Here is an 18,672-nt window from a genome sequence, read left to right as displayed (position 1 = left end):
CGCAGACGAAGAGTGCGTCGCGCAGATCTTCATTAGATGCCCGGGGCATCTATAGGGCGACGGGAAGTTCGGCCACATCGGTGGCGGGGGCATTCTGGCCGGAGTTGGTCGCACATGATTCGAAAACCCACGGACGGAACCAACCCCTCCGATTGCGGACGGCGAGGTGTGCGGTAGGGATGATTCCGGCACGGGGCGGTGTTGAAGCGGCGTGCCGGCAAGTCGTAGGACTCGACGATGGGACGGATGTCATGCCTCTTGAGGGCGAGTACGAACCCAGCCCGGAGAAGTGGGTGCGCGATCAGGTGGAGCTGTACGAGAGCTCCGGCGGTACGAAGGGAACGACGCTGCGGGACACCGGCCTGCCCGTCGTCGTGCTCACCACCCGCGGCGCGAAGAGCGGGAAGATCCGCAAGTCACCGCTGATGCGTGTCGAGCACGAGGGGCGGTACGCGGTCGTGGCCTCGCAGGGCGGGGCGCCCAAGCACCCGGTCTGGTACCACAATCTCAAGGCCGATCCGCGCGTGGAGCTGCAGGACGGCCCGGACAAGCGGGACATGACGGCCCGTGAGGTCACCGGTGCGGAGAAGGCCGAGTGGTGGCAGCGGGCGGTCGAGGCGTTTCCGCCGTACGCCGACTACCAGAAGAGGACCGACCGGCAGATCCCCGTCTTCGTACTCGAACCGGCCGACGGCGACCACTGAACGGGGCTGCCTGATCGGGTCCGGCTGATCCGGGCCGGCTGACCCGGACTGGCCGGATCAGCCGCGATGCGCCCTTCCGAAAAAATCTCTGTTTCCCGGCGCATGAACGGGTCTCCCCCGGGCACGCGTCCGTCAGGCCCCCCCGCGCTCCCCCGTCGCGGCGGGGCTTTCCCGTGCCTCTTCCGCGGGCCGGTCGGTGATGTCCAGGAAGATCTGGTCGGCCTCCGGGACCGAGTCCGCGACCGTCCGCTTGATCCGGACGGCGACCTCCTCGACCTGTTCGCTGTCCAGGCCCGGCACGAGGTCGACCCGAGCGGCCACCAGGGCCTGGTCCAGGCCGGTCTTCATGGTGAACAGCGCCTCCACGCTGTCGATCTCCGGCTGCTCCTGCAGCAGGTCCCGGATGCGGTCGGCCGCCTCGGGGTCCGCGGCCTCGCCGATCAGCTGGTCACGTGCCTCGCGGCCCAGGTGGAAGGCGACGAAGACCAGCAGGGCACCGATCCCGAAGGAGGCGGACGCCTCCCACACCACCTCACCGGTGACCATGTGCAGCGCCATGCCGATGGCGGCGAGCGTCACGCCCAGCACCGCCGTGCCGTCCTCGGCGACCACCGTGCGCAGCGCCGGGTCGCGCATTCCGCCGCCGGTCCCGCCCTGCCGGCGCACCTGGTGCACGGCCCGCAGCAGCGACACGCCCTCGGCGAGGAAGGACACGCCGAGCACGATCAGACCGGCCACATAGCCGCTGGTCTTCTCCTCGGCGCCGTTGCGCAGGGCCTCCAGGCCCTGGAAGAAGGAGAAGCAGCCGCCCATGACGAAGATGCCCACGGCCGCGAGCAGCGACCAGAAAAAACGCTCCTTGCCGTAACCGAAGGGGTGGCGTTTGTCGGCCGGACGGCGGCTGCGGCGCAGGGCGGCAAGCAGGAACACCTCGTTCATGCTGTCCGCCACCGAGTGCGCCGCCTCCGACATCAGGGCCGGTGATCCGGCGGCCAGGCCGCCCACCGCCTTCGCCGCGGCGATCACCAGATTCGCCGCGAGCGCCACCAGCACGGTGACGCGGGTCCGCCTGTCAGCTTTATTGTCCGAAGTTGTCCTGCTCACGTACGCCGACTGCCCGTACGGGGTCGACTCATACCGTGCGGGGCAGGGAATTCGGGGAACGCGGTGAGCAGGGCGCACACGATCGCAGGGAGGAACCATGGGCGGCGGGGGCAACGACTCTTACGGCAAGAAGGCGTTCAAGCGGTCCAAGAGCCACTTCGCGGACCGGATCACCGCGGACGGGCGGGACGGCTGGCCGGTGGCGGCGGGCCGTTACCGGCTGGTGGTCAGCCGTGCCTGTCCGTGGGCGAGTCGCGCCGTGATCTCCCGGCGGCTGCTGGGCCTTGAGGACGCGCTGCCGATGGCGATCGCCGACCCGATCCAGGACGACCGCAGCTGGCGTTTCACGCTCGATCCCGGCGGTCGCGACCCGGTGCTCGGCATCCGATATCTCAGCGAGGCCTACGACAAGCGGGAGACCGGCTACCCCGGCGGGGTCAGCGTGCCCGCGATCGTCGACCTACCCAGCGGACAACTGGTCACCAACGACTACCAGCAGCTCACCCTCGACCTCGCCACCGAGTGGAGCGCCCTGCACCGCGACGGAGCGCCGGACCTGTATCCGCACGCCCTGCGCGACGAGATCGACGCGGTGATGGCAGAGGTCTACGAGGACGTCAACAACGGTGTGTACCGGGCCGGTTTCGCCACCGACCAAGAGGAGTACGAGGGCGCGTGCGCCGGGGTCTTCAGGCGGCTGGACATGCTGAGCGCGCGGCTCGAGGAGCAGCGTTACCTGGTCGGCGACACGATCACGGAAGCGGACATCAGGTTGTTCACCACACTGGTCCGTTTCGACGCGGTCTATCACGGCCACTTCAAGTGCAACCGCTGGAAGCTGACGGAGAACCCGATTCTGTGGGCGTACGCCCGCGACCTCTACCAGACCCCCGGCTTCGGGGACACGGTCGACTTCGACCACATCAAACGGCACTACTACCAGGTCCACAGCGGTATCAACCCGACCCGCATCGTGCCCCTCGGACCGGAGCTGTCCGGCTGGCTCGCGCCCCACTTCCGGCAGGAACTGGGCGGCCGGCCGTTCGGCGACGGAACGCCTCCGGGGCCGGTGCCGGCGGGAGAGGGAATCCCGGCGCAGGGGCGACCCTGATCGAGCAGGATCGAGCAAGGAGGCACACGTGGCCAAGAACAAGAAGAAGATGAAACTGCCCCTCGCCTACAAGCCGTTGGGCTTCGCGCTGGGCTGGGTGAGCGGCGCCCTGTCGGGGATGGCGTTCCGCAAGACGTGGATGGCGATCCGGCACGAGGAGGACGCGCCGGACGCCCTGGACCGGGACCGCGGCTGGGGAGAGATCCTGCTGGCCGCCGCGGTCCAGGGCGCGATCTTCGCCGTGGTGCGCAGCGCGGTGGACCGCGGCGGCGCCAAGGCCATCGAACGCTCGACGGGCGTCTGGCCGACCAGCGAACAGGGCGGCCGGGACTGACGAGAGGGGCCGGCATCCACGGGATGCCGGCCCCTCTTCCTTGTCCGCCGCACTCCTCACCCCTGCTTCGGGGCCGTCGGTGTGGCGCGGCGGAGGGTGAAAGAGTGCCCGGCCGGGTCGGCGTAGCCGCGTTCCTCGTGAAGTCCGGCCGCGTCCTTCGTGTCGAGCGGGCGGCCGCCGAGTTCGACCACCTTGCGCTCCACCGCGTCCAGGTCGCTCACGTGGAAGTCCAAGTGGGCCTGCAGGGAGTTCTCGGGGCGCGGCCAGCTCGGCGGCGTCGCGTTGACGTCGCGGCGAAAGGCCAGACGGATGCCGTCGGCACCCCTGATCTCCACCCGGTTGGCGGTCGCGTCGGTCTCCTCGGCGTCCAGAAGTTCCTTGTAGAACACGGCGAGCTTCTCGGGCTCGGCACAGTCGAGCACCACGTAGCCCGCGTCAACCAGCGGCATGTCTCCTCCGAAGGGTCCCGGGCGCGGGGCAGGTCGTGTCCCGCCGCCCTCCTCCTCCGGATATCCCGGCCCGGCCGGTTCAGTCGCACGCCGATGCCGGGCCGCGTCCTGCCGGTCACCCTCGGGCGGGCCGTTCCGGCGTCCGTGCTTCCGCCAGCCGGGCGGCCGCCGCGCTCAGCAGCAGATCCAGGGCGGCCGGGTAGGAGCTGCGCGGCATGTCGTGCACGAGGTGACGGGCCGCGGCGGCGATGTGCGGGTGGGTGGCGGCGGGCAACCTGGCGTACGTCGCCCTCCACACGGCCGCCTCCGCCTCCCGGGCGGCCTTCGGCAGGGCCGTGCTCGCCGAGTCGAGGGCGCCGAAGGCGAGTGCCTGGTCGATGAAGGCGTGGTAGACGCGCACGGCCTCGGCGTCGGGGAAGCCGGCGTCGCGCAGCACGCCGAGGACGGTCTCGACGGCCTGGATCTCGTGGGCGCGCCCGGTGACGCGGTAGGAGCTCAGGACGGCCGCCCGTGGATGCGCCAGGGCGCTGGCGTGCATGCGCAGGCCGAGGTCGCGCAGGTCGGCGCGCCAGTCGCCGGTGGGCCGCCAGGTGCGCAGGGTGCGGCCGATCAGCTCGTCGGCGACGGCGAGCATCAGGTCGTCGGTGTGCCGGAAGTAGCGGTACAGGGAGCTGGGGTCGGCCCCCAGGGCGCGGCCCAGGCGGCGTACCGACAGGGCGTCGGCGCCGTGCTCCTCGATCAGACGCAGGGCGGTCGCCACGATCAGCTCCTCGGACAGCACGACGCCCTGCTTGGTGGGGCGCCTGCGCCGCCGGGCGTCGGGCGGAACGACACGCTCGCTCATGGACTGCCTCCTGGGACCGGTGCCCGCACCTTATGACAACAGCGTTGACCTGTTAAGTGCCCGGGCAGTTTCATGTGCGGTCACCGGGGCCAGCCAGGCCCCCCGGTGCGAGCGGAGACCCGCCCATGTCCGACCAGTCCCTCGGCGCAGCGCCGCCCGCGCGGCCCGCGCTGCGCAAGTCCCTCGGCGTCCTCGACGGCGTCGCCATCGCCGCGTCCAGCACGGCCGCGACCACCAGCATCGGCATCGGCCTCGGTGTGACGGCCGGGGTGGTCGGTCTGCACCTGCCGGCGATCATGCTGCTGGCGTTCCTGCCCGTGCTGGGCATCGCCGGCGCCTACTCCCGGCTCAACCGCGTCGAGCCGAACGCCGGCAACGGCTATGTGTGGGTGGGCCGTTCGCTCAGTCCCTGGCTCGGTTTCCTGGTCGGCTGGGTGAACATCGTGGCGACGGTGGCGTTCCTGGCGTACACGACCGCGGTCACCGGCTCGGCGCTGATCCAGCTGGCCGGGGAGGCCGGAGTGCACCGGATCGGCGGACTCGCGCTGGACGCGGGCTCGACGGCGCAGACCACCGCCCTCGGCATCTTCGTCCTGGTGGCGGTGACCGTCACCGCCGTCACCGGGGTCCGCACGGCGGCGCGTCTGCAGACGGGGCTGCTGGTCTTCGAGTACGTCGTCCTGCTCGGGTTCTGCGGCTACGGCATCGTCACCGGCCCGCACGCCTTCAGCTGGAGCTGGTTCGACCCGTTCGCGATCCCCTCGGCGTCGGCGCTGGCCCAGGGCCTGATCCTGTCGGTGTTCTGCTACTGGGGTTTCGAGGCCGCCTTCAGCGTCAACGAGGAGGTGCGCGAGCCGCGGGACGCCTCCCGGGCCGGCTTCATCACGCTCCTGACCATGCTGACCCTGTTCCTGCTCGGCTCGATCGCCTTCCAACGGGTCCTTTCGGAGCCGGAGTTGGCGGGTCACGGCGCCCAGGGGCTGGCGTACTTCGGTGACCGGCTGGCCGCGCAGCCGCTGGCCGCGCTGCCCCTTGTGGCGCTGATGTTCTCGGCGGTGGCCTCGCTGCAGGCCGGGGTGATCCCGACGGCCCGCGGCATGTTCGCGATGAGCCGGGACCGTACGCTCGGGCCGGTGTGGTCCAAGGTCAGCGCCCGCTACGGCACCCCGGCCGCCGGAACGCTGCTGATCGGCGCGCTTGCGGCGGCGGTCGCCGCGCTCGCCCTGGTGATCCCGCGGCTCGCGGACATGATCATGGCGACCGTGAACGCCGTCGGCATCGTGGTGGCCCTGTCGTACGCCCTGACGGCGCTGGCGGCGGCCGTACGCTTCCGCTCGCTGCTGCGCGAGGACTGGCGTCAGGGTCTGCGGGCCGTGGTGCTTCCCACGCTGAGCGCGACGGCACTGCTCGGGCTCGGCGGCTATCTCGGCTGGAGCTTCTACTCCTCCACCGACCATCTCGAACTCCGCGCGGACAACGGGTGGTTCCTGCTCCTCACTCCCCTGCTCATGATCGGGTCCGGCTTCGTCGCCGCCGCATGGGCCAAGTGGGCGCGCAGGTCCCCGTACTTCCGCACGGGCGAGGGCACGGACGCGGACGCGCCCGCCCTGCTGACCACCATCTCCTAGGAAACGGATCCATGCACGCAGACCTCCTCTTCACCGGCGGCCCCGTCCTGACCCCCGAGGGCCGCACCGCCACCGCCGTGGCCGTCACCGGCGGCCGCGTCACGGCCGTGGGGCACGACGAGGTGCTGGCACTCAGGGGACCGCGGACCCGGTGCGTCGACCTGGCGGGCCGGTTGCTGCTGCCCGGCTTCCAGGACGCGCACGTCCATCCGATCCCGGCGGGTCTGGAGCTGTCGCAGTGCGACCTGACCGGGGCCAGGACGGCCGAGGAGACGGTCGCCGCGGTCCGCGCCTACGCCGACGCACACCCCGAGCGGGAGTGGATCCTCGGCGGCGGCTGGTCCATGGAGGCCTTCGAGGGCGGTACGCCGACCCGGGAACTGCTGGACGCGGCCGTGCCCGACCGGCCGGTGTACCTGCCCAACCGCGACCACCACGGCGCCTGGGTCAACGGCCGCGCCCTGGAGCTCGCCGGGGTCACCCGGGACACCCCGGACCCGGCCGACGGACGCATCGAACGGGACGCGGCCGGCGAACCCAGCGGCACCCTGCAGGAGGGGGCGATGCAGCTCGTCGGCCGGCTCACTCCCCCGGCCACCGCGGCCGACCGGCTGGCGGCCCTGCTGCACGCCCAGCGCCATCTGCACGCGCTCGGCATCACGGCCTGGCAGGACGCGCTCGTCGGGGACTTCCTCGGCATGGACGACCCGTCCGGGGCGTATCTGGCGGCCGCGCGGGACGGCTCGCTCACCGCACGGGTCGTCGGCGCCCTGTGGTGGGACCGGGAGCGCGGGGCCGAGCAGATCCCCGAACTCGTGGAGAAACGGAAGGCGTTGAGTCACGGGCGGTTCCGTGCGGGGACCGTGAAGCTGATGCTGGACGGGGTCGCCGAGAACGGCACGGCCGCGCTGCTGGATCCGTACCTGGACCGGTGCGGCTGCGCCACCGCCAACCACGGCAAGAGTTTTATCGACTCCGATCAACTTCCCAAGTACGTGGAGGAGTTGGACCGGCTCGGTTTCCAGTGCCACTTCCACGCGCTGGGCGACCGGGCCGTGCGCGACGCCCTGGACGCGATCGGGGCCGCCCGGGCGGCGAACGGACCGAGCGACACCCGGCCGCACCTGGCACACCTTCAGGTCGTGCACCCGGAGGATGTGCCGCGCTTCGCCGAGCTGGACGCCACGGCCAATCTCCAGCCCCTGTGGGCCGCGCACGAACCGCAGATGGACGAGCTGACGATCCCCTTCCTGGGGGCCGAACGGGCGGCGTGGCAGTACCCGTTCGGCTCGCTGCTGCGTTCCGGGGCGCGGCTCGCCGCGGGCAGCGACTGGCCGGTGAGCAGCCCCGATCCGCTCCAGGGAGTGCACGTCGCGGTCAACCGCCTCGCGCCCGACAGCGACGGCGCCCCCGTGTTCCTGCCCGCCGAACGCATCGGTCTCACCGAGGCGTTGACGGCCTACACGGCCGGATCGGCGTACGTGAACCATCTCGACGACACCGGACGGGTGCGGGTCGGCCAACTGGCGGACCTCGTGGTGCTGGACCGCGATCCCTTCGCCGCACCGCCGCAGGAGATCGGGCGGACGCGGGTCGCGATGACCTTCGTGGGAGGGGAGGCAGTGTACGCAGCTCAAGAGGCGTAAGCAGTAACGGATATCACGGTGAGGTCACGCGTAGATCATTTAGGCTCTGGGCAGTCTCGTAGCGCTTCTCGGTTCAACTTTCGGCCATAGAAGCTGAGTTCGAGTGCACGGGCGGCCAGCAGGCCGCCCGTTCGCAGGGCCGGGGGGGCTCTGCCTGTTCCGGCTCCCGGAAGGAAACGCATGCCTAAGGACGCCAGGTTCGGCCTCCCGTTCGACACTCCCGTCAACGGACATCTGGGGTACGCCCAGAACCGTCCGCCCCTCTCCGCGCTCCTCGTCTGAACCGAGCGGGTTGCGAGCGGTTCGTCCGCAAAGGACAGCAGGGCTGTCCGCCCCCACTTCCTCGCCGCGCAAGCGCAGCAGCCGTGCCCCCTCACGGGCGTACGCACCAGGAGCGGAGCCGAACGCGTGTGTCCGGCTCCGGCGAGGCCTGCGCGGAGGGCGTAGAAGTTCGCGGATCCGACCGGCCGACGACCACGGTCGATCGGTTCCTTTTCCACGACCACAGTTGATGGGAGACCTGTGTGAATTCTCGACTCGTAGGTGCCGTTCCGGAGGCGTCCGCCGACACCTCGCTCCCGGCGCGGCCGGACGCCCCGCTCCAGCCCACGGAGGCCGGGGAAGCCCTGACCCGCCTCTTCCTGTCACGCATCAACGGCAGTACGGAGGAGTACCGCGGGTATCAGGACGCCGTTCGGCAGCGGCTGGACGCGCTCGGTTCCCCCCACCCCAGTACGACACTGCGCGTGGAAGGGGCCCTCCATCTGGCGCGGCCCGCGTTCCTCCCGCCCGACGAGGAGGGCATGGGCAGGCTGAGGCGTCTCGACACCGGCCTGCGGCTGATCGAGGCGGCCTTCCCCCAGGTCGGCACCGACATCGAGATCTGCCGGCTGACCTGCGCGATGCTCGAAGGGGCCTGGAGAAGCCGGGCGCTGACCCCGCCGCGCGCGGAGGAGCGGTCGACCGCCTGCGGCTGCCCGCTGTGCCGTCGGCTGCCCACGCCGCCCGCACGCACGCTGGACGACTACCGCTGGCGGCAGAGCGCCGGGCGTCCCCTCACCGTCAAGACCTGGCCGAACCGCACCGAGCTCGACAGCGTCCTGACCGGCGGATGGTCCTGGACCCGGCAGATGAACGACCTCGAACGGGACCTCGGCCACCGCCACCGCTTCGAGGACGACATCCTCGTCTTCCACGAGTACAAACGCGTGATCGACACCATCGACACCGCGCGCCTCACCCGGCACGTCGAAGACCGCCTGGCCGAGAACTTCAGCACCAACAGCGCACGGGCCCTGGTCTCCGGGCTCTTCGCGGCCCACAAGCGATCCGTCGACGAGTACTGGCTGCAGCAGCACGCGGCGGGCGACGTCACCCTCCCGCAGACCAACCCGCTCAGCCAGAGCACCTACTCGGCCCTGCAGATGCTGGACTGCCTGTTCTGGCACGTCTCCCCCGACACCGAGCTCTGGCAGGAAGAACACCTCGCCTCCCTGCTGCTGTGCCGCGTCATCGACGACATGGCCGACGTACGAGCCGACGCCCTCACCGGCGAGATAAGCAACTTCTGGCTCGCCGACATGCCCACCCACACCAAGGCCCTCTACGCCGCCTGCGCCATGGCCCTCGTCAAGTACGGCTGCACGCCCGAGGCGCATCCCCCGATGTGGAACACCTGGCTGATGACCACCACCATCGTCTGGATGGGGCTCACGGGACGCCACGCGCTGTGGTTCGACGGCATCACCCAGGGCCTCCCCCCGGCCGACTCCTGCGCGCTGTGCGACCTGCAGCCCAACCCGTGCAGCGGCATCCTCACCCACGGCACCGACCTGACCATCGCGCCGCGGGCCACCGTACCGGCGCTGAGCGCCCGCACCGCCGAGCTGTCCGCCCGCTGCCGGGCCCAACACCCCGACACCTGGCCCCTGTTCGACGCCGAGCTGCATGCCTTCGAGGCGCTGCACGGTCCGTGGTACGGCGACATAGACAGCACCTGGGAGATCCTGCGGCGCACCTACATCGCGGCCGTGGAGGCGTCCGCCGCGGCGGGCTCCACGGACCGCGCCCGTCAGGTCCAGGAGGACGCCGGCGTCGTCGGGTCCGAGATGTTCCACACCCTGCACGAGCCTCGGACCGGGCGGGAGGACACCACCCTGCTCGCCTACATGTTCGGCTGCGCACACCCCCACTTCCTCTGGAACGCCACGGGACACCGTCCGTCGGACGTCGCGGGCGACTGGCTCGACGGCTGACACCGCGCATGCGCGAACCGTCCCGAAAGACGGCGCTGCCCGGCCGGGGGGACCGGCCGGGCAGCGGTGGTGCCGGGGTCAGACGGAGAACTCGACCGGCAGGCTGTCGAGCCGGGACTCCCAGGTGGAGGCGGTCGAGGAGAGCTCCTCCGACGGCACGGCCAGCCGCAGGTCCGGAAGCCGGTGCAGCAGGACGTCCACGCCGATCTCGATGATGGACTGCCCGATGTTCTGCCCCGGGCACTCGTGCGGCCCGGCGCTGAACGCCAGATGGGACTGGTTCCCCTGCACGGCGACGGCCGCGTCGGGCCGTACCTCCGGGTCGAGGTTGCCGGCGGCCAGGCCCAGGACGAGCAGTTCCCCCTCCTGGATGTGATGGCCTCCGAGCTCCAGGTCGGCCGCCGCGAACCGGCCGGGCAGCACGGCCAGCGGTGGGGTGTCCCACATGATCTCCTCCACCACGGAGGAGATGTTCAGCTGCCCGCTGACCAGGTCGGACAGCCGGCCCGCGTCGGTGAGGACCCGCTGCAGGACCTGGGCCAGCAGGTTGCTGGTGGTGGTGTGGGCGGCGATGAGCACCAGGCGCAGATGGCTGACGACCTCGTCGTGGTCGAGGCCGGCCGGGTGCTCCAGCAGGGCGGTGGCGAAGTCGGAGCCCGGCTCCGCCCGCTTGCGCTCGGCGAGTTCCGACAGGATCTGGATGATCCGGCCGTTGTGCTCCAGGGCGTCCTCGCCGCCCTTGAAGACCTGGGCGCAGGACTCGATCAGGCGCAGTCCGTCCGCCGAGGGAAGGCCCAGGATCCGGGTGAGCACGAGCATCGGCAGAAGATCGGCGTAGTCGGCCACCAGGTCGGCGCGCCCGGCGTCCGCGAACGCGTCGATCTGCTTGTTCGCGAAGTACGTGGCGTGTCGCCGCACACCCCGGCTGGACGCCGCGAGCAGCCCGTCGGTCACCGCGCCGCGCAACCGGCGGTGCGGTTCGCCGTCCTGGGAGACGCAGTCGGGCCGCCAGCCGACCATCGGGATCAGGGGGTGCGTCTCCGGGATCCGCCCCTCGCGCCAGTCCCGCCAGATCCGCGCGTCCCGGCTGAACTGGCGCGGGTTGTCCAGCACCCGCCGGTTGTCGCGGTAGCCGAGCACCAGCCAGGCGGGCACGTCGCCCTCGAGGAGCACCGGCGCCACGGGCCCGTGCTCCTTGCGCAGCCGCTCGTAGATGCCGTACGGATCGGTCGACGCCTCCGGCCCGAACAGCCGGGTGAGGTCGGTCCCGTGCGCGACCGGGCACCCGCTCGGCGTGTCGGGATCGTTTAAGGGCTGCGCGTTCATCGGGACTCCAGTGCGACGGCGGAGCGGTCCTTCAGGTGGTGGATCAGCGCGACGAGCACGTCACGGCTGGAGGCCCGGTCGCGGGCGTCGCAGGCCACGACCGGGATGTGTGCGGGGATGTCGAGCGCGTCCCGGATCTCCTCGACCGGGTACTCCTTGGAGTCGGGGAAGACGTTCAGGGCGACGACGAAGGGCACGTTCTGCCGCTCCATCTCCTCTATGGCCCGGAAGCTGGAGGCCAGGCGCCGGGTGTCGACCAGGACGACCGCGCCGAGCGCGCCCTTGAACAGGCCGTTCCACAGGAACCAGAACCGCTCCTGTCCGGGGGTGCCGAACAGGTACAGCATCAGGCTGTCGTTGAGGCTGATCTTGCCGAAGTCCAGGCTGACGGTGGTCTCCGTCTTGTCGGCGACGCCGATGAGGTGGTCGACGTCGGCACTGGCCTGGGTGAGCGTCTCCTCGGTGGTCAGCGGCTTGATGTCGCTGACCGAGCGGACCATGGTGGTCTTCCCGGTGCCGAAGCCGCCGGCGATCATCACCTTCACCGAGCGGGTGGTGCCCCCGGCGGCCGGGCGCCCGGGGTGGTCAAAGCCGTTCAAGTCCACTGAGTACCTCCTCAAGGAGCGCGAGGTCGGGCCCGCGGCCGGCGTCGTGCGCCGGGATGGGGTCACGGGCTTCGACGCGGCCTGCCTCGAGCAGATCCGCCAACAGCACCGCGAGAATGTTGAAGGGCAATCCGAGGTGGGCGCCGAGTTCGGCCACCGACAGCGGATCGCGGCAGCGCCGGAGGATGTCCTCGTGCTCGTGCTGCATGCCCGGTACGGGGGCGGTCACCGAGACGATGAGGGTCGCCACGTCGAGACTCGACGCCGAACCGCCCGGTCCGCTGCGCCCCCGGGTGAGGACGTAGTAGCGCTCGAGACCGGACGGATTCGTGGGCCGGCGGGGAGCACTCATCCAGAGTGCTCCTCCAGGCGCGGAGTGGTGCCGAGGAGTTCACCCATCCTGCGGGCCAGATCCCTCATCTGGTGTCCGAGCAGCCCCTGGTCGAGGCCTTCCCGGGCAAGGACACCGAGGTACGTCTCCACACCCGCGCGTACGACGAAGAGATGGCCGCCGTCGACCTCGATCATCGCCAGCCGCAGCTGCCCCGCGTACTTGGGGAACTGCTCGGCCACCGGCTGGGCCAGCGCCTGCAGTCCGGCCACCACGGCGGCGAACCGGTCCACGTCGTCCGGGTCCTCGGCGCCGAAGGAGGTGATGGCCTTGCCGTCACTGGAGGCCACGAGGGCGAAGCGGATCTCCGGGATGGACTCCACGAGATCGCGGAGCGCCCAGCTCACGTCGGTTCCCTGTTGCGTCATGTGGACTAGTCGCTCTCTTCAGTGCGGTGCTCGGTGGACTCACGGCCGTCAGGCGCGGTGTCCCCCTCGGCTGACTCCCCGGTGGGCTCCTCGGCGGACGTGCGGCCGGCGGTCGCGAAGGCGGCCAGGCCCGCGAACGAGGCGTCCGGCGGGACGGCGTGGACCGCGTTCTCCCCGGTCCGCCCGGCACGGCCGGCCGGCTCGTGCCGTGCCGTCTCGTGCCGTTTGCTGCGGCGTCGGGGCAGTCCGCCGGGCGTGGTGTCCACGCCGTCACCGGCCTCGGTCACGGTCTCGGCGGCGGCCGCGACGGTCGCCGTGAGGGCGGGCGAGGACGGGGCGGTGGGGGCCGCCTCGGTCGCCTGCGCCTGCGCCTGCGGGGCCGCCGGTGCCTGGGCGGTCACCGGGGTCGCGGCGGGCAGCGGGCTGAAGTACTTGTGCGGGACCACCACGACCACCGAGGTGCCGAGCCAGGGCGAGTCCGCGAAGGTGACGCGGATGCCGTAGCGACGGGCGAGGGCCCCGACGACGCGCAGACCGATGTTGGCGTCCTCGGAGATGCCGCCGATGCCGGGTCCGGCGGCGGTGCCGGCCAGTGCCTCCTCGGCCTCCCGCTTCTTCTCCTCGCTCAGGCCCTTGCCGGAGTCCTGGATCTCGATCCCGACGCCGTTGGGGACCTCCTTGCCGGAGACGATGACCGGCTCGGTGGGCGGCGAGTAGCGGGCCGCGTTGTCCAGCAGGTGGGCGAAGACCAGCGTGAGGTGGTCCACCAGGCCGCCGTCCACGCCGAGTTCGGGCAGGTGCCGTACCTCGACGCGGTGGAAGTCCTTGATCCGGCCGATGCCGCCGCGCACCACGCTCAGCAGGCGCTGCGGCTCCTGCCACTGGCGTCCGGGCCGGTCCGATCCGCCGAGTACGCCGATGCTGGCGGCGAGCGAGTCGGCGGGGCCGAGCTGCTGGTCGAGCTCCATCAGACCGCGGGCCACCGCGGGCAGCCGGCCGTGTTCGCCCTGCATCTCGTGCAGCCGGCCACGGAGCTTGCTGGTGAGCACGTGGATGCGGTTGCCGATGCTGATCACGGCCTGCTCGGCGGAGGTCGAGCGGTTGAACTCCTCCTCCACACCGATCAGCGCGGTGCGCAGCACCTTGCGCAGTTCGGCCTGCAGGTCGGAGCTGACCTTGGCGCACTGGTTGCCGACGGGCAGCAGGTCGTCGATCGCCTCACCGGCGCGCAGTTGCTTCAGCGCCTCGGGCAACTGCTCGTCGGCGAGCCGCGCGACGGCGGCGTGCTGGTGGGCCAGCTGCTCCTGCCAGGCCTCGTTCTGCTCCGCGAGCCGGGCCTCGTACGACTCGATCTGCTCGGCGAGCCGCGCCTCGAAGGCGCGGGTCTGTTCGGCGAGCCGGGCCTCGTATGTCGAGCTCTGCTCGGCGAGTTGGGCCTCGTAGCCGCTGGACTGCTCGTTGAGCTGGGCCTCCAGGGAGGCGCGCTCGGCGGTGAACTTCCGCTCCAGCGCCGACACATGCTGCTGCCACTGCTGCGAGTGCTCCGCCTGCGTGGTGCGGAAGGAGTTCTCGGAGCGGTTGAGCTGGGCCCGGGTGCGGACCAGCAGCCGTACACAGACGGCGCTCGCGGCGGTCGCCGCCGCGCCCGCGACGCCGGCGGCTATTCGCTCGGAGCTCATGAACGTGGCGGCTACCGTCCCGCCTCCTAAGGCCAGTGGCATCAACCACCAGCTGTACCAGGCGACAGGGGCCCGCGCCGCCGGCGGCGGAGTGGCGAGTTCCATCTGCATCCTTCGTAGCAACACGAACGAACAAGGGGGGTGTACAACGGGGTTCCGCACTCATGGGTGCGCACCACGAAGTGAACGGACGCGATCCGTCAACTCGCAGCGCCGAACCGGAGCTTATCGGGTTTGAACCCGAAAGGATCAACCTCGAACACCCCGCGGAGGTGAGGGCTCCATCACTCTCCGCCAGGAACCGCGCTCCCGTCGCCCGGCTGCACCACCCCCTTACTTCATGGACAGGTGTCCAGCTATAGTGGACACCTGTCCATGAAAGGAAGGTCGCCATGGCGACGCTCGCTGATGTCCTGGTCGCGCTGGTGGCCGCCCTGCACGCCTACATCCTGGTGCTGGAGATGTTCCTGTGGCAGAAGAGGCCGGGGAAGTCGCTGCACGGTTTCGACCCGGAGATGGCCCGGGCGACCGCGCCGATGGCCGCCAACCAGGGCCTGTACAACGGGTTTCTCGCGGCCGGCCTGGTCTGGGGCCTGATCGCGGCGGACCCGACCGGCTACCGTGCCCAGGTGTTCTTCCTCTCCTGTGTCGTGGTCGCCGGTGTCTACGGCGCCGTCACCGCCAACCGCCGCATCCTCTTCGCCCAGGCCCTGCCCGGCGCCCTCGCCCTGGCCGCCGTCCTGATCGCACAGTGACCCGCCCCGCCCCCGAGGACCCCAGGGCCGCGCGCACCAGGGCGCGGCTGCGCGAGGCGCTGCTCGCGGAGTGCGCCGAGCGGCCGCTGACGGAGGTCGGCGTCGCGGCGCTGGTGCGGCGGGCCGGGATCGGGCGGGCCACGTTCTACGTCCACTACGACGGCCTGGAGGCACTGGCGGTCGACGCGTGCGCGGACGTCGTACGGGAGGCCGTCGAGGCGCTGCATTCCTGGACGGGCAGGCCCGATCCGGTGCACGCGCCGCCCGCGCTGGCGGAGTTCTTCGCCTCGCTGGCCCCGCACGCCGGCCTGTACCGCGAGTTGTTGACCCCGGGGGGCGGCGGTCCGCTCGGCCGGGTGCTGCACCGGGATCTGCGCGCTTACAGCCTGCGTGAACGCGAGCGCGCGGGCGCGGCGGACGCCCCGCTGGTGGCCTCGGCGGTGGCAGCCACCTTCGCCGGGGTGCTGGCCGACTGGCTGCACGGCCTGCTGGACGGTGACGGCGCCCAAATCGCCGACGAGGTCTGGCAGTTGCTGGTCGCCCTGCACGCCAGCCGCTGACATCCGCTCACTTGCAGCCGTACCCGTCCTTCACCCGCGGCCAGGCCTCCACGCCGTGGGGCGTGCGGACGTAGACCCTCGACGGGTCGTCGGTGAGCCACAACCGCCGTTCGTGGTAGCGGTATCCGGTGTCGTGCGCGTCGGCGGGCATCCGCGCGTCACCGTCGTACGGGACGCCGAGCATGCCGTCGGGCAGCACTCCGTCCGGGTCACGCGCGTACGTCCTGCCGTTCCTGCCCTCGCCCAGCGACAGGAAGTGCGCCTTCTGCCAGTCGCAGTGGGCCGGGCCGGTGCCGCCGGTCACCTTGCTGACCGGCACGCGCTCGCCGCTGCGGTCGGTCCAGATCTCGTACGCCCGTGTGTCGGTGAAGCTCGCCGGGAGTTCCGCCGGGTCGCAGGAGGCGCTCGTCTCCGGACCCCAACCGGGCCTGCCCTTCTGGTCCTTGGCGACCACGACCGCCACCTTGGTCCTGCCGCCGACGTCGAAGGAGTACAGGACGCGGTCCGCCTCCCCGCGCTCGACGCGGTAGCCGTACTGCGGGACGTCGGGCTGCTCGATGTCGAAGTAGACCTCGAGGCCCTCCTGCGGCGTCGCGCCTCCGTCGCCCTTGCTCCAGGGGCCGCTGCTTCCGCCCGAGTACATCTCGCCGTCGCACTCCAGCGCCCGGCCGGCGGCTCCCGACCCGGCGCGTGCGGCCCGGACGCCGTCTTCGTCGACGTGCTTCACGGGCACGTGCAGCGGCCCGCCGTAGGGTGCGGCGGGCGGGGTGCCGGTGACGACCAGGTCCGGTCCCTCGTCGGCACCGCATGCCACCACCGCCGTCGCCACCAGCACCGTCGTCGCCACCAGTCCCGCGCGCATCGCTCCACCCCTGTCCCCGTCGCCGCCTTCCGCTCCTCCGACGCCGGCGCGGCACGGAACGTTCGGGCCTATCTGGCCGCCGTGCGGAACGTACGGCGGTACGTCTGCGGCGAGACGCCGATCGCGGCGTGCAGGTGCTGTCGCAGGGAGGCGCCGGTGGCGAAGCCGACGTGGCCGGCGATCTGGTCGACGGACAGGTCGCTGGACTCCAGCAGGTGCCGGGCCCGGGCGACGCGCTGCTGGACGATCCAGCGGCCGGGGCTCATGCCGACCTCGTCGTTGAAGCGGCGCGCGAAGGTGCGCAGGCTCATCCGGGCGTGGCCGGCGAGGTCGGTCAGGGTGAGGGGCTCGTCGAGGCGTTCCAGTGCCCACGCGCGCGTGGCCGCCGTACCTGCGGCGCCGTTCTCCGGGACGGGCTGCTCGATGTACTGGGCCTGGCCGCCGTCCCTGAAGGGCGGGACCACGCAGCGGCGGGCCACGGCGTTGGCCAGTTCGCTGCCGTGGTCGGTGCGGACGATGTGCAGGCAGACGTCGACGCCGGAGGCGGCGCCGGCCGAGGTGAGGATGCGGCCGTCGGCGACGAACAGGACGTCCGGGTCCAGGTCGACGTGCGGGTAGCGGCGCCGGAACGCGTCGGTGACCTGCCAGTGCGTGGTGGCTTTGCGGCCGTCGAGGAGACCGGCCGCGGCGAGCACGAAGGCGGCGGTGCAGATGGAGACGATGCGGGCGTCGGGACGGATGCGGGCGAGCGCGTCGGAGACCTCCGGGGGCAGCTCGGCGGGGATGCGCGAGGTCGTCATCGAGGCGACCACCACCGTGTCGGCCGTGGCCAGGATCTCCGGGCCGTGCTCGACGCCGATGGTGAAGTCGGCGCAGGAGCGCACCGGTTGACCGTCGACGCTGCAGGTCAGCACCTCGTACCGGCCGTCGGCGGTGCCGAAGATCCGGCTGGGGATGCCGAGCTCGAAGGGATACACACCGTCCAGGGCCAGGACGACGACCCGTTCCACCCGCTGTTCACCACGCATGGCACGATCTTATCGAAGGTTGGCAATCGTGCCATTTCCCGGGGCGGCGGATCCCGGCAGGCTGGTTCACCATGAGCACTGTGAAGACGATGCGAGCCATCAGCCAGGACGTCCTCGGCGGTCCCGAGGTACTGAGGGAAGTGGAGCTGCCGCGCCCCGAGCCGCGCACGAACGAGGTGCTGGTGCGCGTACGCGCCGCCGGCGTCAACCCGACCGACTGGAAGCACCGCGCCACCGGCGGCTTCCTCGGCGAGCCGCCCTTCGTGCTGGGCTGGGACGTCTCCGGCGTGATCGAGGCCGTCGGGATCGGCGTCGCCCGCTTCAGGCCCGGCGACGAGGTCCTCGGCATGCTGTCCTACCCGTTCGGCCACGGCTCGCACGCCGAGTACGTCACCGGCCCGGCGCGGTGGTTCGCGCACAAGCCGGCCTCGATCGACCACACGCAGGCGGGCGCGCTGCCGCTGGTGTCACTGACCGCGTGGCAGGCGCTGGTGGAGTACGCGGACGTGCGGCCGGGGCAGCGGGTGCTGGTGCACGCGGCGGCCGGCGGGGTCGGGCACGTGGCCGTGCAGATCGCCAAGGCGCGCGGCGCGTACGTGATCGGCACGGCGAGCGCGGGCAAGCACGAGTTCCTGCGCGGGATCGGGGCCGACGAGACGGTCGACTACCGGGAGACGGACTTCACCGAGGCGGTCAAGGACGTGGACGTCGTCCTGGACACGATCGGCGGCGACACCTCGACGCGTTCGTTGCGGGTGCTGCGTCCGGGCGGCATCCTCGTGTCGATCCTGCCGGTCGGCTCCGACGACTTCCACGAGGAGGCCGAGCGGCTCGGTGTGCGGTCGCTGCGGATGCTCGTGGACGCCTCGCACAGCGGCATGACGGCGATCGCGGAGCTGGTGGAGGCGGGGAAGCTGCGCCCCACGATCGCCGGCACCTTCCCGCTGGCCGACGCCGCCGAGGCCCATCGGCTCGGCGACACCGGCCGGACCACGGGGAAGCTGGTCCTGACGGTCGGCTGAG

Annotated in this window: 19 protein-coding genes; 9 read left to right on the top strand and 10 right to left on the bottom strand. The window is 71.5% G+C overall.

What is annotated here, in order from left to right; genetic code table 11:
- The first annotated feature begins 251 nt into the window (after positions 1-251).
- Complete coding sequence (locus tag FBY22_RS13630; RefSeq protein WP_142145443.1) at positions 252-704, top strand: nitroreductase family deazaflavin-dependent oxidoreductase; 453 nt, start codon at positions 252-254, stop codon at positions 702-704.
- Positions 705-836: 132 nt separating this feature from the next.
- Here FBY22_RS13630 and FBY22_RS13625 read toward each other — a convergent pair whose 3' ends face one another.
- The gene (locus tag FBY22_RS13625) at positions 837-1,757 is read right to left on the bottom strand and encodes a cation diffusion facilitator family transporter (RefSeq protein WP_399211052.1); all 921 of its coding nucleotides are present in this window, start codon (positions 1,755-1,757) and stop codon (positions 837-839) included.
- 148 nt (positions 1,758-1,905) lie between these two features.
- Between FBY22_RS13625 and FBY22_RS13620 the strand changes: the two genes are divergently transcribed.
- Together FBY22_RS13620 and FBY22_RS13615 are read left to right on the top strand one after the other, a co-directional pair.
- Positions 1,906-2,919 carry a glutathione S-transferase family protein gene (locus FBY22_RS13620; RefSeq protein WP_142145439.1) on the top strand — a complete coding sequence of 338 codons (1,014 nt, stop codon included), beginning with the start codon at positions 1,906-1,908 and terminating at the stop codon, positions 2,917-2,919.
- Positions 2,920-2,968: 49 nt separating this feature from the next.
- Positions 2,969-3,253, top strand: coding sequence for a DUF4235 domain-containing protein (locus FBY22_RS13615; protein WP_142147600.1), 285 nt, complete (start codon positions 2,969-2,971; stop codon positions 3,251-3,253).
- Between the two features lie 56 nt (positions 3,254-3,309).
- Here FBY22_RS13615 and FBY22_RS13610 read toward each other — a convergent pair whose 3' ends face one another.
- Together FBY22_RS13610 and FBY22_RS13605 are read right to left on the bottom strand one after the other, a co-directional pair.
- On the bottom strand, positions 3,310-3,702 hold the full coding sequence (locus tag FBY22_RS13610) for a VOC family protein (protein ID WP_142145437.1): 393 nt from the start codon (positions 3,700-3,702) through the stop codon (positions 3,310-3,312).
- A gap of 115 nt (positions 3,703-3,817) precedes the next feature.
- Entirely contained in the window at positions 3,818-4,546 is a 729-nt protein-coding gene (locus tag FBY22_RS13605; RefSeq protein WP_142145435.1) for a TetR/AcrR family transcriptional regulator, read from the bottom strand.
- Positions 4,547-4,671: 125 nt separating this feature from the next.
- Between FBY22_RS13605 and FBY22_RS13600 the strand changes: the two genes are divergently transcribed.
- The 3 genes from FBY22_RS13600 to FBY22_RS13590 all read left to right on the top strand — a co-directional run bounded on the left by FBY22_RS13600 (position 4,672) and on the right by FBY22_RS13590 (position 10,075).
- A complete protein-coding gene (locus FBY22_RS13600; protein ID WP_142145433.1) occupies positions 4,672-6,174 on the top strand; it encodes an APC family permease in 1,503 nt (500 codons plus the stop codon).
- Between the two features lie 11 nt (positions 6,175-6,185).
- Positions 6,186-7,820, top strand: coding sequence for an amidohydrolase (locus FBY22_RS13595; protein ID WP_142145431.1), 1,635 nt, complete (start codon positions 6,186-6,188; stop codon positions 7,818-7,820).
- Between the two features lie 524 nt (positions 7,821-8,344).
- Complete coding sequence (locus FBY22_RS13590; protein ID WP_260844824.1) at positions 8,345-10,075, top strand: hypothetical protein; 1,731 nt, start codon at positions 8,345-8,347, stop codon at positions 10,073-10,075.
- A gap of 78 nt (positions 10,076-10,153) precedes the next feature.
- Here FBY22_RS13590 and FBY22_RS13585 read toward each other — a convergent pair whose 3' ends face one another.
- The 5 genes from FBY22_RS13585 to FBY22_RS13565 are packed head-to-tail and all read right to left on the bottom strand — an operon-like array spanning position 10,154 to position 14,549.
- Complete coding sequence (locus FBY22_RS13585) at positions 10,154-11,401, bottom strand: cytochrome P450 (RefSeq protein WP_142145429.1); 1,248 nt, start codon at positions 11,399-11,401, stop codon at positions 10,154-10,156.
- Complete coding sequence (locus tag FBY22_RS13580; RefSeq protein WP_142145427.1) at positions 11,398-12,006, bottom strand: ATP/GTP-binding protein; 609 nt, start codon at positions 12,004-12,006, stop codon at positions 11,398-11,400. Before FBY22_RS13580 ends, FBY22_RS13585 begins: the two co-directional genes overlap by 4 nt.
- Positions 11,987-12,358 carry a DUF742 domain-containing protein gene (locus FBY22_RS13575; RefSeq protein ID WP_058921397.1) on the bottom strand — a complete coding sequence of 124 codons (372 nt, stop codon included), beginning with the start codon at positions 12,356-12,358 and terminating at the stop codon, positions 11,987-11,989. Before FBY22_RS13575 ends, FBY22_RS13580 begins: the two co-directional genes overlap by 20 nt.
- Positions 12,355-12,765 (bottom strand): roadblock/LC7 domain-containing protein, encoded by a 411-nt coding sequence (locus FBY22_RS13570; RefSeq protein WP_030043913.1) that lies wholly within the window; start codon positions 12,763-12,765, stop codon positions 12,355-12,357. Before FBY22_RS13570 ends, FBY22_RS13575 begins: the two co-directional genes overlap by 4 nt.
- 5 nt (positions 12,766-12,770) lie before the next feature.
- The gene (locus FBY22_RS13565) at positions 12,771-14,549 is read right to left on the bottom strand and encodes an ATP-binding protein (protein WP_142145425.1); all 1,779 of its coding nucleotides are present in this window, start codon (positions 14,547-14,549) and stop codon (positions 12,771-12,773) included.
- 287 nt (positions 14,550-14,836) lie between these two features.
- Here FBY22_RS13565 and FBY22_RS13560 point away from each other — a divergent pair, with 287 nt between their 5' ends.
- Both FBY22_RS13560 and FBY22_RS13555 read left to right on the top strand, forming a co-directional pair.
- Complete coding sequence (locus FBY22_RS13560) at positions 14,837-15,199, top strand: DUF1304 domain-containing protein (protein WP_142145423.1); 363 nt, start codon at positions 14,837-14,839, stop codon at positions 15,197-15,199.
- Positions 15,196-15,759 carry a TetR/AcrR family transcriptional regulator gene (locus tag FBY22_RS13555; protein WP_142145421.1) on the top strand — a complete coding sequence of 188 codons (564 nt, stop codon included), beginning with the start codon at positions 15,196-15,198 and terminating at the stop codon, positions 15,757-15,759. Before FBY22_RS13560 ends, FBY22_RS13555 begins: the two co-directional genes overlap by 4 nt.
- Before the next feature lie 7 nt (positions 15,760-15,766).
- Here FBY22_RS13555 and FBY22_RS13550 read toward each other — a convergent pair whose 3' ends face one another.
- Both FBY22_RS13550 and FBY22_RS13545 read right to left on the bottom strand, forming a co-directional pair.
- Positions 15,767-16,621, bottom strand: a complete 855-nt coding sequence (locus FBY22_RS13550) for a hypothetical protein (RefSeq protein WP_142145419.1) — start codon at positions 16,619-16,621, stop codon at positions 15,767-15,769.
- Positions 16,622-16,689: 68 nt separating this feature from the next.
- Positions 16,690-17,649: a GlxA family transcriptional regulator gene (locus tag FBY22_RS13545; protein WP_142145417.1), complete on the bottom strand. Its 960-nt coding sequence runs from the start codon at positions 17,647-17,649 to the stop codon at positions 16,690-16,692.
- A gap of 71 nt (positions 17,650-17,720) precedes the next feature.
- On the opposite strand from FBY22_RS13545, the gene FBY22_RS13540 reads away from it, so the two are divergent.
- Entirely contained in the window at positions 17,721-18,671 is a 951-nt protein-coding gene (locus tag FBY22_RS13540; RefSeq protein WP_174267136.1) for an NADP-dependent oxidoreductase, read from the top strand.
- Position 18,672 lies beyond the last annotated feature (1 nt).

The organism is Streptomyces sp. SLBN-31, assembly GCF_006715395.1.
Lineage (GTDB): Bacteria > Actinomycetota > Actinomycetes > Streptomycetales > Streptomycetaceae > Streptomyces.
Note: the sequence above shows the minus strand (reverse complement) of the source record. Positions and strands in the feature narration are given on the sequence as shown.